This is a genomic window from Mycoplana sp. ABR4_002, assembly GCF_056159645.1.
Map to the genome: position 1 here is coordinate 159015 of NZ_JBSWVO010000002.1, position 15249 is coordinate 174263.

General features: G+C 64.0%; 16 protein-coding genes. 15 read left to right on the forward strand and 1 reads right to left on the reverse strand.

What is annotated here, in order from left to right; translation table 11 throughout:
* Positions 1-8 precede the first annotated feature (8 nt).
* From ACXAGF_RS21005 to ACXAGF_RS21020, 4 genes are all read left to right on the forward strand, one after another.
* Positions 9-788 carry an amino acid ABC transporter ATP-binding protein gene (locus tag ACXAGF_RS21005; RefSeq protein WP_475019485.1) on the forward strand — a complete coding sequence of 260 codons (780 nt, stop codon included), beginning with the start codon at positions 9-11 and terminating at the stop codon, positions 786-788.
* 96 nt (positions 789-884) lie between these two features.
* The gene (locus ACXAGF_RS21010) at positions 885-1793 is read left to right on the forward strand and encodes a 2-hydroxyacid dehydrogenase (protein WP_475019740.1); all 909 of its coding nucleotides are present in this window, start codon (positions 885-887) and stop codon (positions 1791-1793) included.
* A 16-nt stretch (positions 1794-1809) separates the two neighbouring features.
* Positions 1810-2133: an EthD family reductase gene (locus tag ACXAGF_RS21015; RefSeq protein ID WP_475019486.1), complete on the forward strand. Its 324-nt coding sequence runs from the start codon at positions 1810-1812 to the stop codon at positions 2131-2133.
* 138 nt (positions 2134-2271) lie between these two features.
* On the forward strand, positions 2272-2814 hold the full coding sequence (locus ACXAGF_RS21020; RefSeq protein ID WP_475019487.1) for a gluconokinase: 543 nt from the start codon (positions 2272-2274) through the stop codon (positions 2812-2814).
* Between the two features lie 31 nt (positions 2815-2845).
* Here ACXAGF_RS21020 and ACXAGF_RS21025 read toward each other — a convergent pair whose 3' ends face one another.
* The gene (locus tag ACXAGF_RS21025; RefSeq protein ID WP_475019488.1) at positions 2846-3571 is read right to left on the reverse strand and encodes a FadR/GntR family transcriptional regulator; all 726 of its coding nucleotides are present in this window, start codon (positions 3569-3571) and stop codon (positions 2846-2848) included.
* Positions 3572-3852: 281 nt separating this feature from the next.
* Between ACXAGF_RS21025 and ACXAGF_RS21030 the strand changes: the two genes are divergently transcribed.
* The 11 genes from ACXAGF_RS21030 to ACXAGF_RS21080 all read left to right on the forward strand — a co-directional run bounded on the left by ACXAGF_RS21030 (position 3853) and on the right by ACXAGF_RS21080 (position 15128).
* Positions 3853-5097 carry a branched-chain amino acid ABC transporter substrate-binding protein gene (locus ACXAGF_RS21030; protein WP_475019489.1) on the forward strand — a complete coding sequence of 415 codons (1245 nt, stop codon included), beginning with the start codon at positions 3853-3855 and terminating at the stop codon, positions 5095-5097.
* A gap of 72 nt (positions 5098-5169) precedes the next feature.
* On the forward strand, positions 5170-6111 hold the full coding sequence (locus tag ACXAGF_RS21035) for a branched-chain amino acid ABC transporter permease (RefSeq protein WP_475019490.1): 942 nt from the start codon (positions 5170-5172) through the stop codon (positions 6109-6111).
* Positions 6112-6114: 3 nt separating this feature from the next.
* Positions 6115-7335: a branched-chain amino acid ABC transporter permease gene (locus ACXAGF_RS21040; RefSeq protein WP_475019491.1), complete on the forward strand. Its 1221-nt coding sequence runs from the start codon at positions 6115-6117 to the stop codon at positions 7333-7335.
* Complete coding sequence (locus ACXAGF_RS21045) at positions 7335-8087, forward strand: ABC transporter ATP-binding protein (RefSeq protein ID WP_475019492.1); 753 nt, start codon at positions 7335-7337, stop codon at positions 8085-8087. The genes ACXAGF_RS21040 and ACXAGF_RS21045 overlap by 1 nt, the downstream gene beginning before the upstream one ends.
* Complete coding sequence (locus tag ACXAGF_RS21050) at positions 8087-8809, forward strand: ABC transporter ATP-binding protein (protein WP_475019493.1); 723 nt, start codon at positions 8087-8089, stop codon at positions 8807-8809. The genes ACXAGF_RS21045 and ACXAGF_RS21050 overlap by 1 nt, the downstream gene beginning before the upstream one ends.
* A gap of 24 nt (positions 8810-8833) precedes the next feature.
* Positions 8834-9301 (forward strand): VOC family protein, encoded by a 468-nt coding sequence (locus ACXAGF_RS21055; protein ID WP_475019494.1) that lies wholly within the window; start codon positions 8834-8836, stop codon positions 9299-9301.
* 9 nt (positions 9302-9310) lie between these two features.
* Entirely contained in the window at positions 9311-10048 is a 738-nt protein-coding gene (locus ACXAGF_RS21060) for an SDR family NAD(P)-dependent oxidoreductase (protein WP_475019495.1), read from the forward strand.
* A gap of 22 nt (positions 10049-10070) precedes the next feature.
* Positions 10071-10826, forward strand: coding sequence for an SDR family NAD(P)-dependent oxidoreductase (locus ACXAGF_RS21065; RefSeq protein ID WP_475019496.1), 756 nt, complete (start codon positions 10071-10073; stop codon positions 10824-10826).
* A 26-nt stretch (positions 10827-10852) separates the two neighbouring features.
* Positions 10853-13042 carry an alpha-ketoacid dehydrogenase subunit alpha/beta gene (locus tag ACXAGF_RS21070; RefSeq protein ID WP_475019497.1) on the forward strand — a complete coding sequence of 730 codons (2190 nt, stop codon included), beginning with the start codon at positions 10853-10855 and terminating at the stop codon, positions 13040-13042.
* Between the two features lie 16 nt (positions 13043-13058).
* Positions 13059-14321 (forward strand): pyruvate dehydrogenase complex dihydrolipoamide acetyltransferase, encoded by a 1263-nt coding sequence (locus ACXAGF_RS21075; protein WP_475019498.1) that lies wholly within the window; start codon positions 13059-13061, stop codon positions 14319-14321.
* A 12-nt stretch (positions 14322-14333) separates the two neighbouring features.
* Positions 14334-15128 (forward strand): shikimate dehydrogenase family protein, encoded by a 795-nt coding sequence (locus ACXAGF_RS21080; protein WP_475019499.1) that lies wholly within the window; start codon positions 14334-14336, stop codon positions 15126-15128.
* The last annotated feature ends 121 nt before the right edge of the window (positions 15129-15249 follow it).

Genomic DNA, 15249 nt, shown 5'->3' on the forward strand with positions numbered 1-15249 from the left:
CCCTCGCGATGAACATTGTAAGCGAAATCACCTCCGCCCCTGATCCGCGCGGGGCTTCCAGTCCGGCCGTGCGCATGGAGGGCGTCAACAAGTGGTATGGCGCCTTCCACGCCCTGAAGAATGTCAACCTGACCGTCGGCCGCGGCGAGCGGATCGTCATCTGCGGACCCTCGGGATCGGGCAAGTCGACGATGATCCGATGCATCAACCAGCTCGAGACCATTCATTCGGGCACGATCGTTGTCGACGGTCACGATCTGACCGCCGGCGGCAAGAACGTGGACCTGATCCGCCAGGAGACCGGCATGGTCTTCCAGCAGTTCAATCTGTTTCCCCACATGACGGTGCTCGAGAACTGTACGCTCGCGCCGATGAAGGTGCGTGGCATCTCGAAGGCAGTGGCAGAAGAGACGGCCATGAAGTTTCTTCGGCGCGTGCGTATTCCCGAGCAGGCGGCCAAATATCCAGCGCAGCTCTCGGGCGGGCAGCAGCAGCGCGTCGCGATCGCGCGCGCGCTCTGCATGAACCCGAAGATCATGCTGTTCGATGAGCCGACCTCGGCCCTTGATCCGGAAATGGTCAAGGAGGTGCTGGAAACCATGGTCGATCTCGCCAACGAAGGCATGACGATGCTCTGTGTCACCCACGAGATGGGCTTTGCGCGCAGTGTCGCCGATCGCGTCGTATTCATGGACCGTGGCGAGATCCTCGAAGTAGCGGCGCCGGAAGCGTTCTTCGACAACCCGCAACACGAGCGCACACGCTTCTTCCTCGGCCAGATCTCCTGATCGCCGACCGTTCTTGGTGTCTGCACGGGGGATGACTCCCGCCGACACGCCCAGCTGGAGATTGATGTGAAACCAGACCTATTGCTCGTCGAGCCGATGATGCCGCTCGTCATGGAGGAACTCTACCGGCGCTATGCCGTTCACAGGCTCTACGAGGCCGTCGACCGACCAGCGCTCCAGGCCGCGCTTCCGTCGGTCCGGGCGGTCGCGACCGGCGGCGGCACGGGCCTTTCCAATGACTGGATCGACAAGCTTCCTTCACTCGGAGCCATCGCGATCAACGGTGTCGGGACCGACAAGGTGGATCTGGCATACGCGCGCAGCCGCAACATCGACGTCACGACGACACCCGGTGTGCTCACCGACGATGTCGCGGACCTGGGGATCGCGCTGATGCTCGCCGTGCTGCGTCGGCTCGGGGAGGGCGACAAGCTCGTGCGCGAAGGTCACTGGGCGACGGGCCAGCAATTGCCGCTTGGCCACAGCCCGAAGGGCAAGCGGATCGGTGTCCTTGGCCTCGGTCAGATCGGCCGCGCACTCGCGCACCGCGCGGAAGCCTTCGGCATGTCGGTTCGGTACTGGAACCGTTCGGCGGTTCCTGACGTCGACTGGGCTGCCCACCAGACCCCACGCGATCTTGCGGCCGACAGCGACGTGCTGGCTGTCTGCGTGGCAGCGAATGCGGCGACGCAAAACATCGTCGATGCGGCCGTGCTGGGGGCACTCGGCCCGCAGGGCATTGTCGTCAATGTCGCGCGCGGCAGCGTCCTCGACGAAGATGCCCTGATTGCGGCGCTGACATCCCGATCGATCGCGGGCGCGGGTCTCGACGTGTTCGTCAACGAGCCGAAGATCCGTGACGAGTTTCATTCCACGCCGAACACCGTCCTCATGCCCCATCAGGGCAGCGCGACGGTTGAAACGCGGATGGCCATGGGCCGGCTCGTGCTCGACAGCCTGGCTGCCCACTTCGCCGGCCAAAGGTCGCCGAACGTCGTCAACTGAGGGAAGTGAAAACACCATGATTGTTCGCCAAGCCCTGTTCGAGGGGGTTATTCGTCCCGGCCGGGAAGCAGCATTCCGCACCTATGTTGACGAAAAGCTGATGCCGCTTTGGCTGGCCTTTCCGGGTGTCAGGGAGGTCCGGGTCCTGCATGCGGTGGAGCGCGATGAGGGCGCAACGCCGTTTGCGATGGTTCTTTCTACCGCCTACGATGATCGCGAGGCCTTGGCGCAGGCGTTGCAGTCGCCCGTGCGCTACGAGAGCCGCGAGTTGACGAAGGGGTTGCTGGAGATGTTCGAGGGTCACATCCACCACCATGTGTTCGAACTCAGCGGAGGCTAGGGGGTAGGGTAGCCCAGCCCCGGCCTTGTTGCGCGGAGCGCAGCGGGGCGGCCCGCCGGATGTGTTTCCCGCCGGGCGCGGCCAAGGGCGACCAACGTCTTGGCGGACAGAAACCTTCCATCGTCATTGGACAACGGCATGTCGACCACAGCATCTTCGATCGTACCGTGCAGCTTCGGGCCCGTGGTCGTCATGGGCGTCTCCGGCTGTGGAAAGTCATCGGTCGGAAGGCGGCTGGCCGATGCCGGCCGATGCCGCTTTGTTGAGGGCGACGCCCTGCATCCCTCCGTCAACGTGGAGAAGATGAGAAGCGGGGTTTCGCTCGACGATGCCGACCGATGGCCGTGGCTGGAAGTCCTGGGCCGAGAACTCGCGTCCCCGCTTGACGTCGTCCTGTCGTGTTCGGCATTGAAGCGGTCGTATCGGCAGCACTTGAGGGCCATTGCCGGTCGCCCCGTGACTTTTGTCTTTCTTGAGGGGACACGGGAAGTGCTGGCTTCGCGGATGGCGAGCCGTGCAGGCCATTTCATGCCCTTGTCTCTTCTCGACAGCCAACTGGCGACTCTCGAACCGCCGTCTGACGAGGGTGACGTAGTGACGATCGAAATCGATCAGCCGTTCGAGCAGGTCATGACGCTGACGATAGCGGCGCTTGCGGCCCGTGTCGGCCGTGGGGCGTAAGAGACGTCGGTTCGACGCCCCGTCCGCCTCTTCATGCAGACCGATAGATCTTCATCCGCTCGCCGGCGTTTCGAAGGTGCTGTTCCGCGGCTCGGCCAGCCCCCTCGGCATCGCCCTTTTCCAAGGCCTCGTAGATCGTCTTGTGCTCGTCCTGGACCGCGTCCATCAGGGCGGCAAGGTTCGCCTTCGTGTTGGCGCGCGCCTGACGGATCACATGACGGGCGCTGAACTCCAGATGCTTGCACAGCGCCACGAAATGCGGATTGTGGGTGGCTGCGACAATGGCGTCGTGAAAGGCATAGTCCTCCTCGTCGCCCAGTCGATCGCTGGCGATGGCGTACTCCATGCCGATCAACGCCCGCTTGATCCTCTTAAGGTCGTCCGGCGTACGGTTCAGGGCGGCAATCCGGGTCGCCGCGACCTCGATCGCCACCAGAAGTTCCATGAGCTGCTCGAGCGAGCGCGCCTCCTCGACCACAACGGGCTGTACCCGGAAGGCCTTCATCCCGCTCTTGTCGACCACATAGACGCCACTGCCGGCCCGTGCCTCGATCAGTCCTTCCAGCTTCAACTGCGAGAGCGCTTCGCGCACGACCGGACGGCTTACGGCATACTCGACCGACAGTTCGCGCTCGCTCGGCAGCTTCGAGCCCACGGGAAACTCGCCGCTGCCGATTCGTCGTTCCAGTTCACGGGCGATTTCTTCGGGCAGGTGGCCCGATGCCTTGGCGCCGCTATTGCTTGCCGCCTGCTTCATGTTCAACCTTTCCGCCCATGATCGTCCGCGCTGTTCGCGTAAACCAGAAGATGCTGTAACCGGTCTTACAAGTCAACATGAACTGGGCAAAGGCACGCGTCGTTCACTGCTAACGTCAATCTGTTGAATCTACAGTAAGTTGGTTTAAGTGACACAAAAACAGATAGATAACAGTTTTTTGTAGGTGGTCTTACTTCTTTGTTGACTGGTAAGGCCGGTTGGGTTTAGGAGTCGTGACCAATGGAGGGCGGGGGAGCTCTCCGGTCATTGAGGAGGAGATCATGACACTCAGCGCATTTCTGCGCGCAGGCGTCGCCTGCGCTTCCATCGTCCTTGCTGGCGCTGCTTCCGCCGAGCCTCTGAAGATCGGCCTGGTCGAGACCTTGTCCGGTCCGCAGGCCTCGACCGGCCTGCTCTACCGCACGGCGGTCCTCTACCAGATCGGGAAAATCAATGAGGCAGGCGGCTTCAACGGCGAAAAGATCCAGGTCCTCGAATATGACAACCAGGGAGGTCCGGTCGGGGCGGCCGACCGGGTGAAGGCGGCAATCGCCGATGGTGCACGGGTGATCCTGCAAGGCTCCTCGTCGGCGGTCGCGGGGCAGATCACCGAGGACGTGCGCAAGCACAATTTGCGCAACAAGGGCGAGGAAGTGCTTTATCTCAACCTCGGCGCCGAGGCGCTGGAGCTGACGGGTGCGAAGTGCCACTTCTATCACTTCCGCTTCAGCCCGAACGCTGCGATCCGTTTCAAGACGGTCGCGCTTGGCATGAAGGAAAACGGGATCCTCGGCTCGCGGGCCTACGCCATCGACCAGAACTACTCCTGGGGCATCGATGTCGAGAACACCGTCGTCGCCAATGCCGGGGAGATCGGCTACGAAGTGGTCGAAAAGACCTTGCATGACGTCAACAAGATCCAGGATTTTTCGCCCTATGTGGCGAAAATTCAGGCCGCCGATGTCGACACGGTCTTCACCGGCAACTGGTCGAACGACCTGCTCCTGCTGATGAAGGCGGCAAGCGGAGCCGGGCTCAAAGCAAGGTTCGCAACCGCCTTCCTCGACCAGCCAGGCAATATCGGCAATGCCGGAGCCATCGCCGAAGGCCACGTGGTCTCCACGCCCTTCAATCCGGAAGCCAACGGTGAGGCGACGATGGCGTTCGCCGAGGACTACAAGGCTGCAACCGGCCACTACCCGGCCTATGTCGAGCCGGCGGCTGTCTTCGGCCTTACGCTGTTCGGGGAGGCACTGAAGGGCGTGAACCTCGACGGCGGGCCGATCGATACGACAAAGATTGCGCTCGCGCTCGAAAATGCCACCGTGCAGACGGCGATGGGCGAGTACTCCATGCGCGCTGACGATCACCAGGCCCAGTTCCCGATGGTGGTGCAGACGGTTTCCAAGGACGCCAAGATCAAGGCCGACGGCACGGAGTTCGGATTCCTTCCGATCAAGACTTTCGCCGGCACCGAGTCGATCGATCCGGTTCAGGACGATTGCGCGATGAAGCGGCCGGGCTGATCCGCGCGGGGCGGGCCGCTCGCCTGCGCGCGGCCCGCCTCAAGAGCTGAACCCCAGATTGCGGACCGGACGATGGATCAGACTCTCTTTGCCGTCATGAATGGTGTGATCTACGGATTGCTGCTGTTCATGGTCTCGGCTGGCCTTACCCTCATCTTTGGCATGATGGGCGTTCTCAACTTCGCGCACGCCTCCTTCTACATGCTGGGCGCATATTTTGCCTATACACTGCAGCCGCTGACCGGTTTTTGGCTTGCGGTGCTGATCGCGCCGCTGATGGTCGCCGGCATCGGCATCCTCGTCGAGCGCGTCATTCTGCGCCGCGTGCACGCATTCGGCCATGCACACGAGCTACTCGTCACCTTCGGCCTGTCGGTCGTGATCGCCGAACTCATCAAGATCTTCTACGGCAACTTCCCGGTCGAGTACCGTGTACCCTCGACGCTGCAGTTTTCCGCCTTCGAGATCGGCGGCCTCAGCTATCCCTTCTACCGCCTGTTCATGGGCGGCGTCGCGCTCGCCATGTTCGCGCTGATCTATTTCCTGCTGACGCGGACCCGGATCGGCATTGTCGTCCGATCGGCAATCTACCGGCCGCGCATGGTCGAAGCGCTTGGCCACAATGTTCCGCTCGTCTTCATGGGCGTGTTCGGTGTCGGCGCCTTCCTGGCGGGGCTGGCGGGCGCGGTGGCCGGCGCGTTCTACACCACCAATCCGAACATGGCCCTCGAACTCGGTGTGATGGTCTTCGTGGTGGTGGTCGTTGGCGGCCTCGGCTCACTCGGTGGCGCGATGGTTGCCTCGCTGCTCATCGGCATCATCACCTCGCTCGCGGTCGGCGTGAAATTCTCGATCGCCAACCTGCTGGATCCGATCGGCCTGGGTGACCGGGCGCGCGAAATTGGCGGCGTGCTGGTGCTGGAGGTCTCGCAGGTCGCCGCAACGCTGCCGTTCTTCTTGATGCTCATCGTGCTCCTGGCGCGTCCGAGCGGGCTGCTTGGCGAAAAGGAGTAGTCCATGTCCCTCAAGCGATCCCTTGTGGCGGTAGCGGTGGTCGCCGTTCTCGTGGCCCTGCCTTATTTCGCCTCGCAATCCATGATCAACGCGGCGATTCAGATGCTGATTGCAGCCCTGTTCGCCACGGCCTTCAGCCTGCTGTGCGGCCAGGCGGGCATGCTCTCCTTCGGACACGCCGCATATTTCGGCCTCGGTTCCTTCGCCGCCGTGCATGCCATGAACGCCATCGATGGCGAAGGGCTGTTGCCTACGCCGCTCATTCCGCTGGCCGGCGCGGCGATCGGTCTCCTCGCCGGTATTGTCGCCGGGTGGTTTTCCACCAAGCGGACGGGGGTCTATTTCGCGATGATCACGCTGGCGCTTGCGGAACTGCTGCACTCGATGGCACCCCACCTGAAAGGCACGTTCGGTGGCGAGGCGGGCGTCTCCTCCTTCCGCATGCCGGCCTGGGGTTTCGATTTCGGCTCGACCATCGAGGTCTACTATCTCGCACTCTTCTGGGTTGTCGTCTCGGTCCTTTTGCTCTACCTGCTGACGCGGACCCCGTTCGGGCGGCTGACGCTTGGCCTGCGTGAGAACACGCACCGCCTGCGCTTCCTCGGCTACAACGTCCATGCGCTAGGCACGGCGGTGTTCGCGATCTCGGCGATGTTTGCCGGAATCGCTGGCGCCCTGCAGGCGGTCAACATCGAAGCGGCCAACTATGTGGTCTTCGACGCCGGCATTTCCACGGCGGTCGTGCTTAACAGCTTCATCGGCGGCGTCGGAACGTTCTTCGGCCCGGCCATCGGCGCGGCCGCGATGACCTTTTTCGGCCATGCCACGTCCGACATGACCCGGTCCTGGCTGCTCTATCAAGGGCTGATCTTTGTCCTGGTCATGATGTTCTTGCCGCGCGGGCTTGTCGGCGAGGCGGTGGAATGGCTGACTACCCGCAAGAAGAAGCCTTTGGCCATCGCTCCCATGGCCGGCTGGCTCGCCGGGCTGGCTGCAACGGTGGCCGGCGCCGTTCTCGGCATCGAACTGGCGCAGCGTTTCTTCTCCAGTGACTACAAGGCCCTTGTCTCGGCAGGCGACTGGCCACCCGTCACCTTTCTCGGTCGAGAATGGTTGCCCTTCGCCGCCGCTACCTGGGTACCGCCACTCCTGTTGCTGTCCATCGGGACCGGCCTGTTGCTTATCGTTAACCGCCGCAAGGCCAGGACCGGGGGAGAGGCGTGATGGCAAACGACATTCTGGTTCTCGACGGTCTGAACAAGTCTTTCGGATCCGCACACATCATCCGCGGCGTCAATCTGGCGGTGCGCGACGGTGAGCGTCACGCGGTGATCGGGCCCAACGGTGCCGGCAAGTCGACACTGTTCCACCTGATTTCCGGCCAGTTCGCCCCCTCCAGCGGCAGCATCAAGCTGAGTGGTGAGGAAATTGGCGGGCTTGCACCGGCAACGGTGAACCGCAAGGGACTGGCGCGCTCTTTCCAGATCACCAACGTATTTCCCGGCCTGACGGTGTACGAGAACATCCGCCTGGCCGTGATGCGGCGGTACAATGTCCAGTTCGTCTTCTGGCGCCCGGTTCTGGGATTGGCGAAGGTGCGCGAGGAAACGCAGCGGCTGCTCGAACAGGTCAGATTGGCGGCAAGGGCGCAAACGCTGGCCAGTCAGTTGTCCTACTCCGAGCAGCGTTCACTCGAAATCGGCATGACCCTCGCTTCCGACCCCCGCGTCATCATTCTCGACGAGCCGATGGCGGGCATGTCGCAGGAGGAGACGGATTACACAGTAGGCCTCATTCGCGAAATCACCAAGGGACGGACGCTGATGATCGTCGAGCACGACATGGACGTCGTCTTCACCCTCGCCGACCGCATCAGCGTGCTCGTCTATGGCGAAGTCATCGCTACCGGCACGCCGGGGGAAATCCGCGAGAACGCCCGCGTCCGTGAGGCCTATCTGGGCGAGGAGGTGCACTGATGTCCACTTCTTCCGACATCATCCTCAACGTTCGCGATCTGCACGCCCACTACGGCAAGAGCCATATTCTTCAGGGCGTGACGTTCGACGTTCGCAAGGGGGAGGCAATCAGTCTCCTCGGCCGCAACGGCTCGGGGCGATCGACGACGATGAAGGCGATCATGGGGCTGGTGCCGCCGACCGGCGGCGAGGTGTTGCTGAACGGCCGGAATGTCGCTGGCGAGCGTCCTTTCCGCATCTGCCGTGAGGGCATCGGCTTCGTGCCGGAGGAGCGCGAGATCTTCCTGAACCTGACCGTGGACGAGAACCTTCAGATGGGGTTCCAGCGCGGTGCCCCAGGAGCGACCAAATGGACGGTCGAGCAGATGTTCGACTACTTCCCGCGTCTTAAGGAACGCCGGAACACCCGCGCGGGCAATCTCTCCGGCGGAGAGCAGCAGATGCTGACCATGTGCCGCACGCTGCTTGGCAACCCGCTGGTGATTCTGATCGACGAACCGACGGAGGGGCTTGCCCCGAAGATTGTCGCGGTCGTCGGCGAGATGATCCGGGACATCAACCGCCAGGGCGTGTCCGTCGTGCTGGTGGAACAGAAGCTCACCATTGCGCTGAAGGTTTCCGACCGCGTTTGCGTGATGGGACACGGCCGGATCGTCTTCGAAGGCACGCCGGGCGAGCTGACCGCCAACGAGAAGCTCATGGAGGAATGGCTCGCCGTCTGAGGTCGGGCCGTCGGAGGAACAAGCATGACCAGAATGACCGCACCGCTCGAAGTCGGCCTTGCCGTAAGGGACCTGACGCGCATGCGCGCCTTCTATCAGGAGGCGCTGGGGCTCGCCTTCGTATCGGAATTCCACGTGCCCGGCGAGAAGGCTGCGGCGGCCGCCATGTGTGCCGAGGGCTATACGGTGGTGCGGCTGCAGACCCAGAGTGGCGAGCGAATCAAGCTGCTATGCCCCGACCGTCTGCCGGATGCGACGACGCAGAGTGGCCTCATCCTTGAGCGTTCCGGATCGAGCTATCTCACCTTCATCGTCGACGATCTGAAGGCGCTGCTCGACCGGCTCGTGCTGCACGGCGCGAGGCCCATGACGGGTCCGGATCCGGTTGAGGTACGCCCGGGAACCTGGCTCGCCTTCGTCAGCGATCCCGAAGGCCATGTCGTCGAGGTGGTCCAGTATGACGACATCGCAACCTATCGCAGCGATCTCTGAGGGGCGGCGATGACGTTCGATTTCGAAGGCCGCACGCTCGTCGTGACGGGGGCAAACGGGGGGATCGGCCGGGCGCTCGCCGAACTCTATCACGCCTCCGGCGCCAATCTGGTGCTGACGGATCTCGACAGGGCCGCCCTGGACGGTTTCGCCGGTACCCTCGGCGACGGGCGCCGGGTGGTGACGGCCAAGGCCGACGCCTCGAGCGGCGACAGCGCCCAGGAAACGGTCGATCTTGCCATGAGGCATTTCGGCGGCATCGACTTTCTCGTCCCGTCCGCCGGCATCTATCAGGCCAGGGCTTTCGCGGAAATGGCGGATGCCGACTGGCACCGGACGATCTCGATCAATCTCGACGGCGTCTTCTATCTTTGCAGGCGGGCGCTGCCGGCGCTGAAGGTCGGCTCCTCCATCGTCACCGTATCTTCGCTCGCCGCCTATCGCGGCGCCTTTGCCAACGTCCACTACGGCGCCACCAAGGGCGCGATGGTTTCCATGACCCGGGCGCTTGCGCGCGAACTGGCGCCGAAGACGCGGGTCAACGGCGTGGCGCCCGGCGTCATCGACACGGCGATGACGCGCGAACTCCTGCAGACGCGAATGGATGAGACCCTGTCGCAGACTCCGCTGAAGCGGCTTGGCAAACCCTCCGAGGTTGCCTCCGTGATCGCCTTCCTCTGCTCTCCCGCCGCAAGCTTCGTCACCGGCGAGACCATCCAGGTGAATGGCGGGATTTACATGGCATGACGAGCGGAAGGCGGAACGAAAAATGACGACACTTCTCAAGAGCAAACTGGCGCTGGTGACGGGCGCGGGGCGCGGCCTCGGCGCTGCAATCGCCGCGGGAATGGCCCGACAGGGCGCGCGTTTGATCCTCGCTGACATCGACGGCGATGCGGCCAGGGCCCAGGCGACGGCGATCGTGGCCGACGGCCATGAGGCGGAGGGCCATGCCCTAGACGTCACCAGCCGCGAGGCGGTGAAAGCATTCGCGGAGGATGTTCTCGCCCGGTTCGGCGGGCTTGACGTGCTGATCAACAACGCTGGTGTTGCTGGCCGCGCGGCGTTCGACCAGCCGGAGGCGGTCGAGGTCTGGGATCGCGTCATCGCGGTCAATCTCGAGGGGGCGTTCAACGTCTCCCATGCCTTCGTGCCGGCATTGAAGGCCGCGAAGGGCAATGTCGTGCATCTCTGCTCGGTTGCGGGCTTTGTGTCGGGCGGGTCCACTGCCGGTTACGTCGTGTCCAAGGGAGCGGTGCGCTCCCTGACGCAGGTGATGGCGCGCGATCTTGCGCCGCACGGCATCCGCGTCAATGCGATCGCGCCCGGCATCATGATGAGCGAGATGGCGGCAGCCCAGCTCAAGCGTCCCGGCGGTACCGACTGGTTCATGAACCGCGTGATGATGAAACGCATCGGCGAGACCGGCGAGGTCGTCGATCCCGTGATTTTCCTGGCCTCGCCGATGGCGAGCTACATAACCGGCACCATCCTGCCGGTTGATGGCGGCTTCCTCGCCGCCTGATCCCGATTGCCCCGCAGGAGAAAGACATGCCCGACTACAAAGACCTTCGCGCGCAAAGCTTCTGGCGGGAAATAACGCCGACCAGCGCCGACCGCGCCGCCCTCGACGTCAAGCTCGGGGGCACGATGCTGACCGAGATGCATCTCATCCGCGCCTTCGAGGAGAAGGTGCTGGAACTCGCCGGTCAGGGTCTTGTCCACGGCCCGGCCCACTCGGCGATCGGACAGGAGGGCGGCGCCGTCGGTTCCGCGGTTGCCATGCGCCCGACCGACCAGGTCAACGGGTCGCACCGGGCCCATCACCAGTTCCTCGCCAAGGCTCTTGGCTATATCGCTCAGGACGGCCTCAACCCGACGGACGCCTTTGGCGGCGAGGTTCGCGACCTGGCGCAACGCACGCTCGCCGAGATTCTCGGGCTATCACAGGGTTTTTGCCGCGGGCGTGGCGGCTCAATGCATTTGCGTTGGGCCGAGTCGGGCAATCTCGGCACCAACGCCATCGTCGGCGGCGGGGTGCCGATGGCGGCCGGGGCCGCCTGGGCGCACAAGCGCGCCGGCAGTGGCGACGTCGTCTATACCTACTTCGGTGACGGCGCGACCAATATCGGCTCGGTACTGGAAACCATGAACCTTGCCGCCGCCTGGAAGTTGCCGATCTGCTTCTTCATCGAGAACAACCGCTACGCGGTCTCGACCCATGTGGACGAAGTGACGGCCGAACCGCGGCTTTCCGCGCGCGGCCTCGCCTTCGGCATTCCCTCGTTCAAAGTCGACGGCATGGACGCGCTGGCCGTCCATCTCGCCTCCGAGGAGGCGAATGCGATCATGCGCGAGGGCGGTGGCCCGACCATCATCGAGGCCGACGTCTATCGCTACTTCCATCAGAATGGCCCGTTGCCGGGCAGTGCCTTCGGCTATCGCTCAAAGGAGGAGGAGGCCGAGTGGCGTGGGCGCGACCCGCTCGATACGCTGGCGAAAACGCTTCTAGAGCGCCAGGCCCTCGGCGAGGATGCGGTCAGGGCACTGCGGGAGCGCTGCGTCTCGTTGATGGACGAGGTCGCCTGCGAACTCATCGAGGTGCACGACGGAAAGCGGCGCATTATCCCCTCGCTTTGGCCGGAAGAGGGCTTCCGCGACTTCGGGTTGCGGGGGAACCTGGCCGAATTTGACGGCGTGCGCTTCGAGGAACTGTCGACATTCTCCGGCAAGGTCTCCGAGGATGCACGCTTCATCGACACGGTCGCCGATGTCATGGCGCGGCGCATGCAGGCCGACGAGCGCATCGTGGTTCTCGGCGAGGATGTCCATCGTCTCAAGGGCGGGACGAATGGCGCGACGCGCGGCCTTTCCGCCGCCTTCCCCGACCGCGTGCTGGGCACGCCGATCGCCGAGAATGCGTTCACCGGCATCGCCGGCGGGATGGCTGCCGACGGGCGTGTGTTGCCGGTCATCGAGTTCATGTACCCCGACTTCATGTGGGTGGCCGCGGACCAGGTGTTCAACCAGATCGGCAAGGCGCGCCACATGTTCGGCGGCGACAGCGACATGCCGGTCGTGCTGCGCACGAAGGTCGCGATGGGCACGGGCTACGGCTCGCAGCACTCCATGGATCCGGCGGGCATCTTCGCAACCGCGCCCGGCTGGCGCATCGTCGCGCCTTCCACGCCGTTCGACTACGTCGGCCTGATGAATTCAGCGCTGCTCTGCCGCGATCCGGTCCTGGTGCTGGAGCATGTCGATCTCTACGCCTCGAAAGGCCCGGCACCCGCCGACGACCTCGACTACTTCATCCCGCTCGGCAAGGCGAAGGTGGTTCGGCCAGGTTCGAAGGTCACGGTGCTTACCTATCTGGCGATGGTGGCAAAGACGCTTGCCGTCGTTGAAGCCCTCGGCGTCGACGCCGAAGTCATCGACCTTCGCTCACTCGACCGCGCCGGTCTCGACTGGGAAACGGTGGAGGCCTCGGTTCGCAAGACCGGCAATGTGCTGATCGTCGAGCAGGGCGCTTCCGGAACCTCCTACGGCGGCTGGCTGGCGGACGAACTGCAACGGCGCTGTTTCGACTGGCTCGACCAGCCGATCGCCCGCGTCAGCGGTGCGGAGGCCTCGCCGTCGATTTCCAAGGTCCTCGAAGCCGCCGCCGCCGCCCGTCCCCAGGATATAGAGGTGCGCCTGCGCAGTGTGATGGCGGCGCAGGGCTTGGCGATCAACGGATGATAGCAGGGAGTGTGACATGCCGATAAAAGTCGCTTTGCCCGCCCTCTCGGCGGGAATGGAAGAGGCGGTGATCGCCCGCTGGCTGAAGGCGGAAGGCGATGCGGTAGCCAAGGGCGACCTGATCGCCGAGATCGAAACCGACAAGGCGACCATGGAGCTGGAAGCGGAAGCCGACGGTCGGCTGGGCAAGCTGCTCGTCAAGGACGGTGGTCGTGCCGCGGTCAACCAGGTCATCGCACTTCTGTTGGGCGATGGCGAGGATGCTGCGGGGATCGCGGTTTCGACTCCAGCCCAAGAGGTGCCGGCCGCTGCTGCGCCATCTGCGCCTTCAACGCCGGCAGTCGCGCCGGCAGGAACGGTCTCCGCACGGCTGGACGCCGGCAGCGGTGTCCGTCACAAGGCCTCGCCGTTGGCCCGCCGGCTGGCGAAAGAGCAGGGCGTGCCACTAGAGGGCCTGGTTGGCAGTGGTCCGAAGGGGCGCATCGTCCGGATCGATGTCGAGCGGGCGGCTGCTGCGAGCGCTGTTCCGCCGGCGTCCGCATCGGGATCTGTTGCCGCAGACAGTTCGGTGATGCGCGTTCCAGCGGGAATCGGCCCCTACGAGGCCGTGCCGCACAGTTCGATGCGCCGCACGATTGCCCGTCGCCTGCTTGAGGCGAAGACCACCGTACCGCACTTCTACCTGAACGCTGACTGCAGTATCGACGCGCTGCTTGCATTGCGCAGCGCAATCAACGAGAAGCGCGAGGCCTCCGAGCGGATATCGGTGAACGATTTCATCATCAAGGCATCGGCCATTGCCCTGCGCAAGGTGCCGGATGCCAACACGATTTGGACCGACGAAGCGCTGCTGAGGCTGAAGGACGTGGATATTGCCGTCGCTGTCGCCACCGACGGCGGACTGATCACGCCGATCATCCGCAAGGCGGACCAGAAGAGCCTTGGCACGATCTCGGCGGAGATGAAATCGCTGGCGGCGCGGGCACGGGACAACCGGCTGAAGCCGGAGGAATTCCAGGGCGGCGGCTTTTCGGTCTCCAATCTCGGTATGTTCGGAATCAAGTCGTTTTCGGCGATCGTCAACCCGCCGCAGAGCGCGATCCTTGCGGTCGGCGCGGGCGAGCGTCGCCCGGTGGAGCGTGAAGGGCAACTCGCCATCGCGACGGTCCTGAGCGTCACGTTGTCGGTCGATCACCGGGCCGTTGACGGAGCGTTGGGAGCACAGCTCCTCGGCGCCTTCAAGGCTGCAGTTGAAGAACCGATGGCCTTGCTAGTTTAGGAGACGATACCGATGCTGATCACCGGGCGCACCAAAGTCTTCGCCATTCTTGCCCAACCTGTGCACCATGTCAGGACCCCGCAAGCCCTCCACGACTTGTTCCGCACACACGGCTTTGATGGCGTCGTCGTGCCGGTCGAGGTCGGGCCGGAAGAGGGTCTGGCGACTGCCGTGGCGGCGCTCCGCGCGTTCGGCAACTGGGGAGGGGCGGTCGTCACCGTGCCGCACAAGGCCATGATTGCCCCGCTATGCGACCGCCTCGGCCCCCGTGCAGCGGCCGCGGGCGCAGTGAACGTGGTGCGCCGTGAACGGGACGGCAGTCTGACAGGCGACTTGCTGGACGGCACCGGCTTCGTGAGGGGGCTGCGGGACAGCGGCGTCGACCCGGTGGGCAAGAAAGTGTACCTGGCGGGGGCAGGCGGGGCGGCATCGGCCATTGCGTTCGCACTTGCAGAGGCGCAAGTCAGCCGGCTGACGATCGTCAATCGCTCGCGCGGCAAGTCCGGCGAACTGATTGCGCGCCTTCGTGACCGCTTTCCCTCGGTATCATACGCGGCCGAGGGGACACCCGCTGGCCATGACATCGTCGTCAATGGCACCTCGCTCGGCTTGCGGGACAACGATCCGCTACCCGTCGATCCAGAACACCTGGATCCGACAATGGTGGTTGCGGAGGTAATCATGGCCCCGGAAGAAACGGCGCTTCTGCGTGCCGCGCGAGCAAGGGGGTGCGCGCTTGTTTCCGGCAAGGCCATGCTCGAAGGGCAGTTGGGAGAGATGTACGGCTTTCTCACGGCGTCGCGGTAGTGTTCGCCGTCTTCGGAGGTGCCAGTTCTGCCCGTCGGGAATGCGTTACGTGAGGCTCTTTTGCCTTCCCTCATGATCGCCGCATAGAGCTGGTGGGTGTTCAAGTTCGAAGTGAGATTGG

What these genes read in the sequence shown, in the direction of transcription:
- ACXAGF_RS21055 (WP_475019494.1), top strand. Translation starts at nt 8,834, where the DNA reads ATGACCAGAATGACCGCACCGCTCGAAGTCGGCCTTGCCGTAAGGGAC.
- ACXAGF_RS21040 (WP_475019491.1), top strand. Translation starts at nt 6,115, where the DNA reads ATGTCCCTCAAGCGATCCCTTGTGGCGGTAGCGGTGGTCGCCGTTCTC.
- ACXAGF_RS21075 (WP_475019498.1), top strand. Translation starts at nt 13,059, where the DNA reads ATGCCGATAAAAGTCGCTTTGCCCGCCCTCTCGGCGGGAATGGAAGAG.
- ACXAGF_RS21005 (WP_475019485.1), top strand. Translation starts at nt 9, where the DNA reads ATGAACATTGTAAGCGAAATCACCTCCGCCCCTGATCCGCGCGGGGCT.
- ACXAGF_RS21025 (WP_475019488.1), bottom strand. Translation starts at nt 3,571, where the DNA reads ATGAAGCAGGCGGCAAGCAATAGCGGCGCCAAGGCATCGGGCCACCTG.
- ACXAGF_RS21060 (WP_475019495.1), top strand. Translation starts at nt 9,311, where the DNA reads ATGACGTTCGATTTCGAAGGCCGCACGCTCGTCGTGACGGGGGCAAAC.
- ACXAGF_RS21015 (WP_475019486.1), top strand. Translation starts at nt 1,810, where the DNA reads ATGATTGTTCGCCAAGCCCTGTTCGAGGGGGTTATTCGTCCCGGCCGG.
- ACXAGF_RS21045 (WP_475019492.1), top strand. Translation starts at nt 7,335, where the DNA reads ATGGCAAACGACATTCTGGTTCTCGACGGTCTGAACAAGTCTTTCGGA.
- ACXAGF_RS21010 (WP_475019740.1), top strand. Translation starts at nt 885, where the DNA reads ATGATGCCGCTCGTCATGGAGGAACTCTACCGGCGCTATGCCGTTCAC.
- ACXAGF_RS21080 (WP_475019499.1), top strand. Translation starts at nt 14,334, where the DNA reads ATGCTGATCACCGGGCGCACCAAAGTCTTCGCCATTCTTGCCCAACCT.
- ACXAGF_RS21020 (WP_475019487.1), top strand. Translation starts at nt 2,272, where the DNA reads ATGTCGACCACAGCATCTTCGATCGTACCGTGCAGCTTCGGGCCCGTG.
- ACXAGF_RS21065 (WP_475019496.1), top strand. Translation starts at nt 10,071, where the DNA reads ATGACGACACTTCTCAAGAGCAAACTGGCGCTGGTGACGGGCGCGGGG.
- ACXAGF_RS21030 (WP_475019489.1), top strand. Translation starts at nt 3,853, where the DNA reads ATGACACTCAGCGCATTTCTGCGCGCAGGCGTCGCCTGCGCTTCCATC.
- ACXAGF_RS21050 (WP_475019493.1), top strand. Translation starts at nt 8,087, where the DNA reads ATGTCCACTTCTTCCGACATCATCCTCAACGTTCGCGATCTGCACGCC.
- ACXAGF_RS21035 (WP_475019490.1), top strand. Translation starts at nt 5,170, where the DNA reads ATGGATCAGACTCTCTTTGCCGTCATGAATGGTGTGATCTACGGATTG.
- ACXAGF_RS21070 (WP_475019497.1), top strand. Translation starts at nt 10,853, where the DNA reads ATGCCCGACTACAAAGACCTTCGCGCGCAAAGCTTCTGGCGGGAAATA.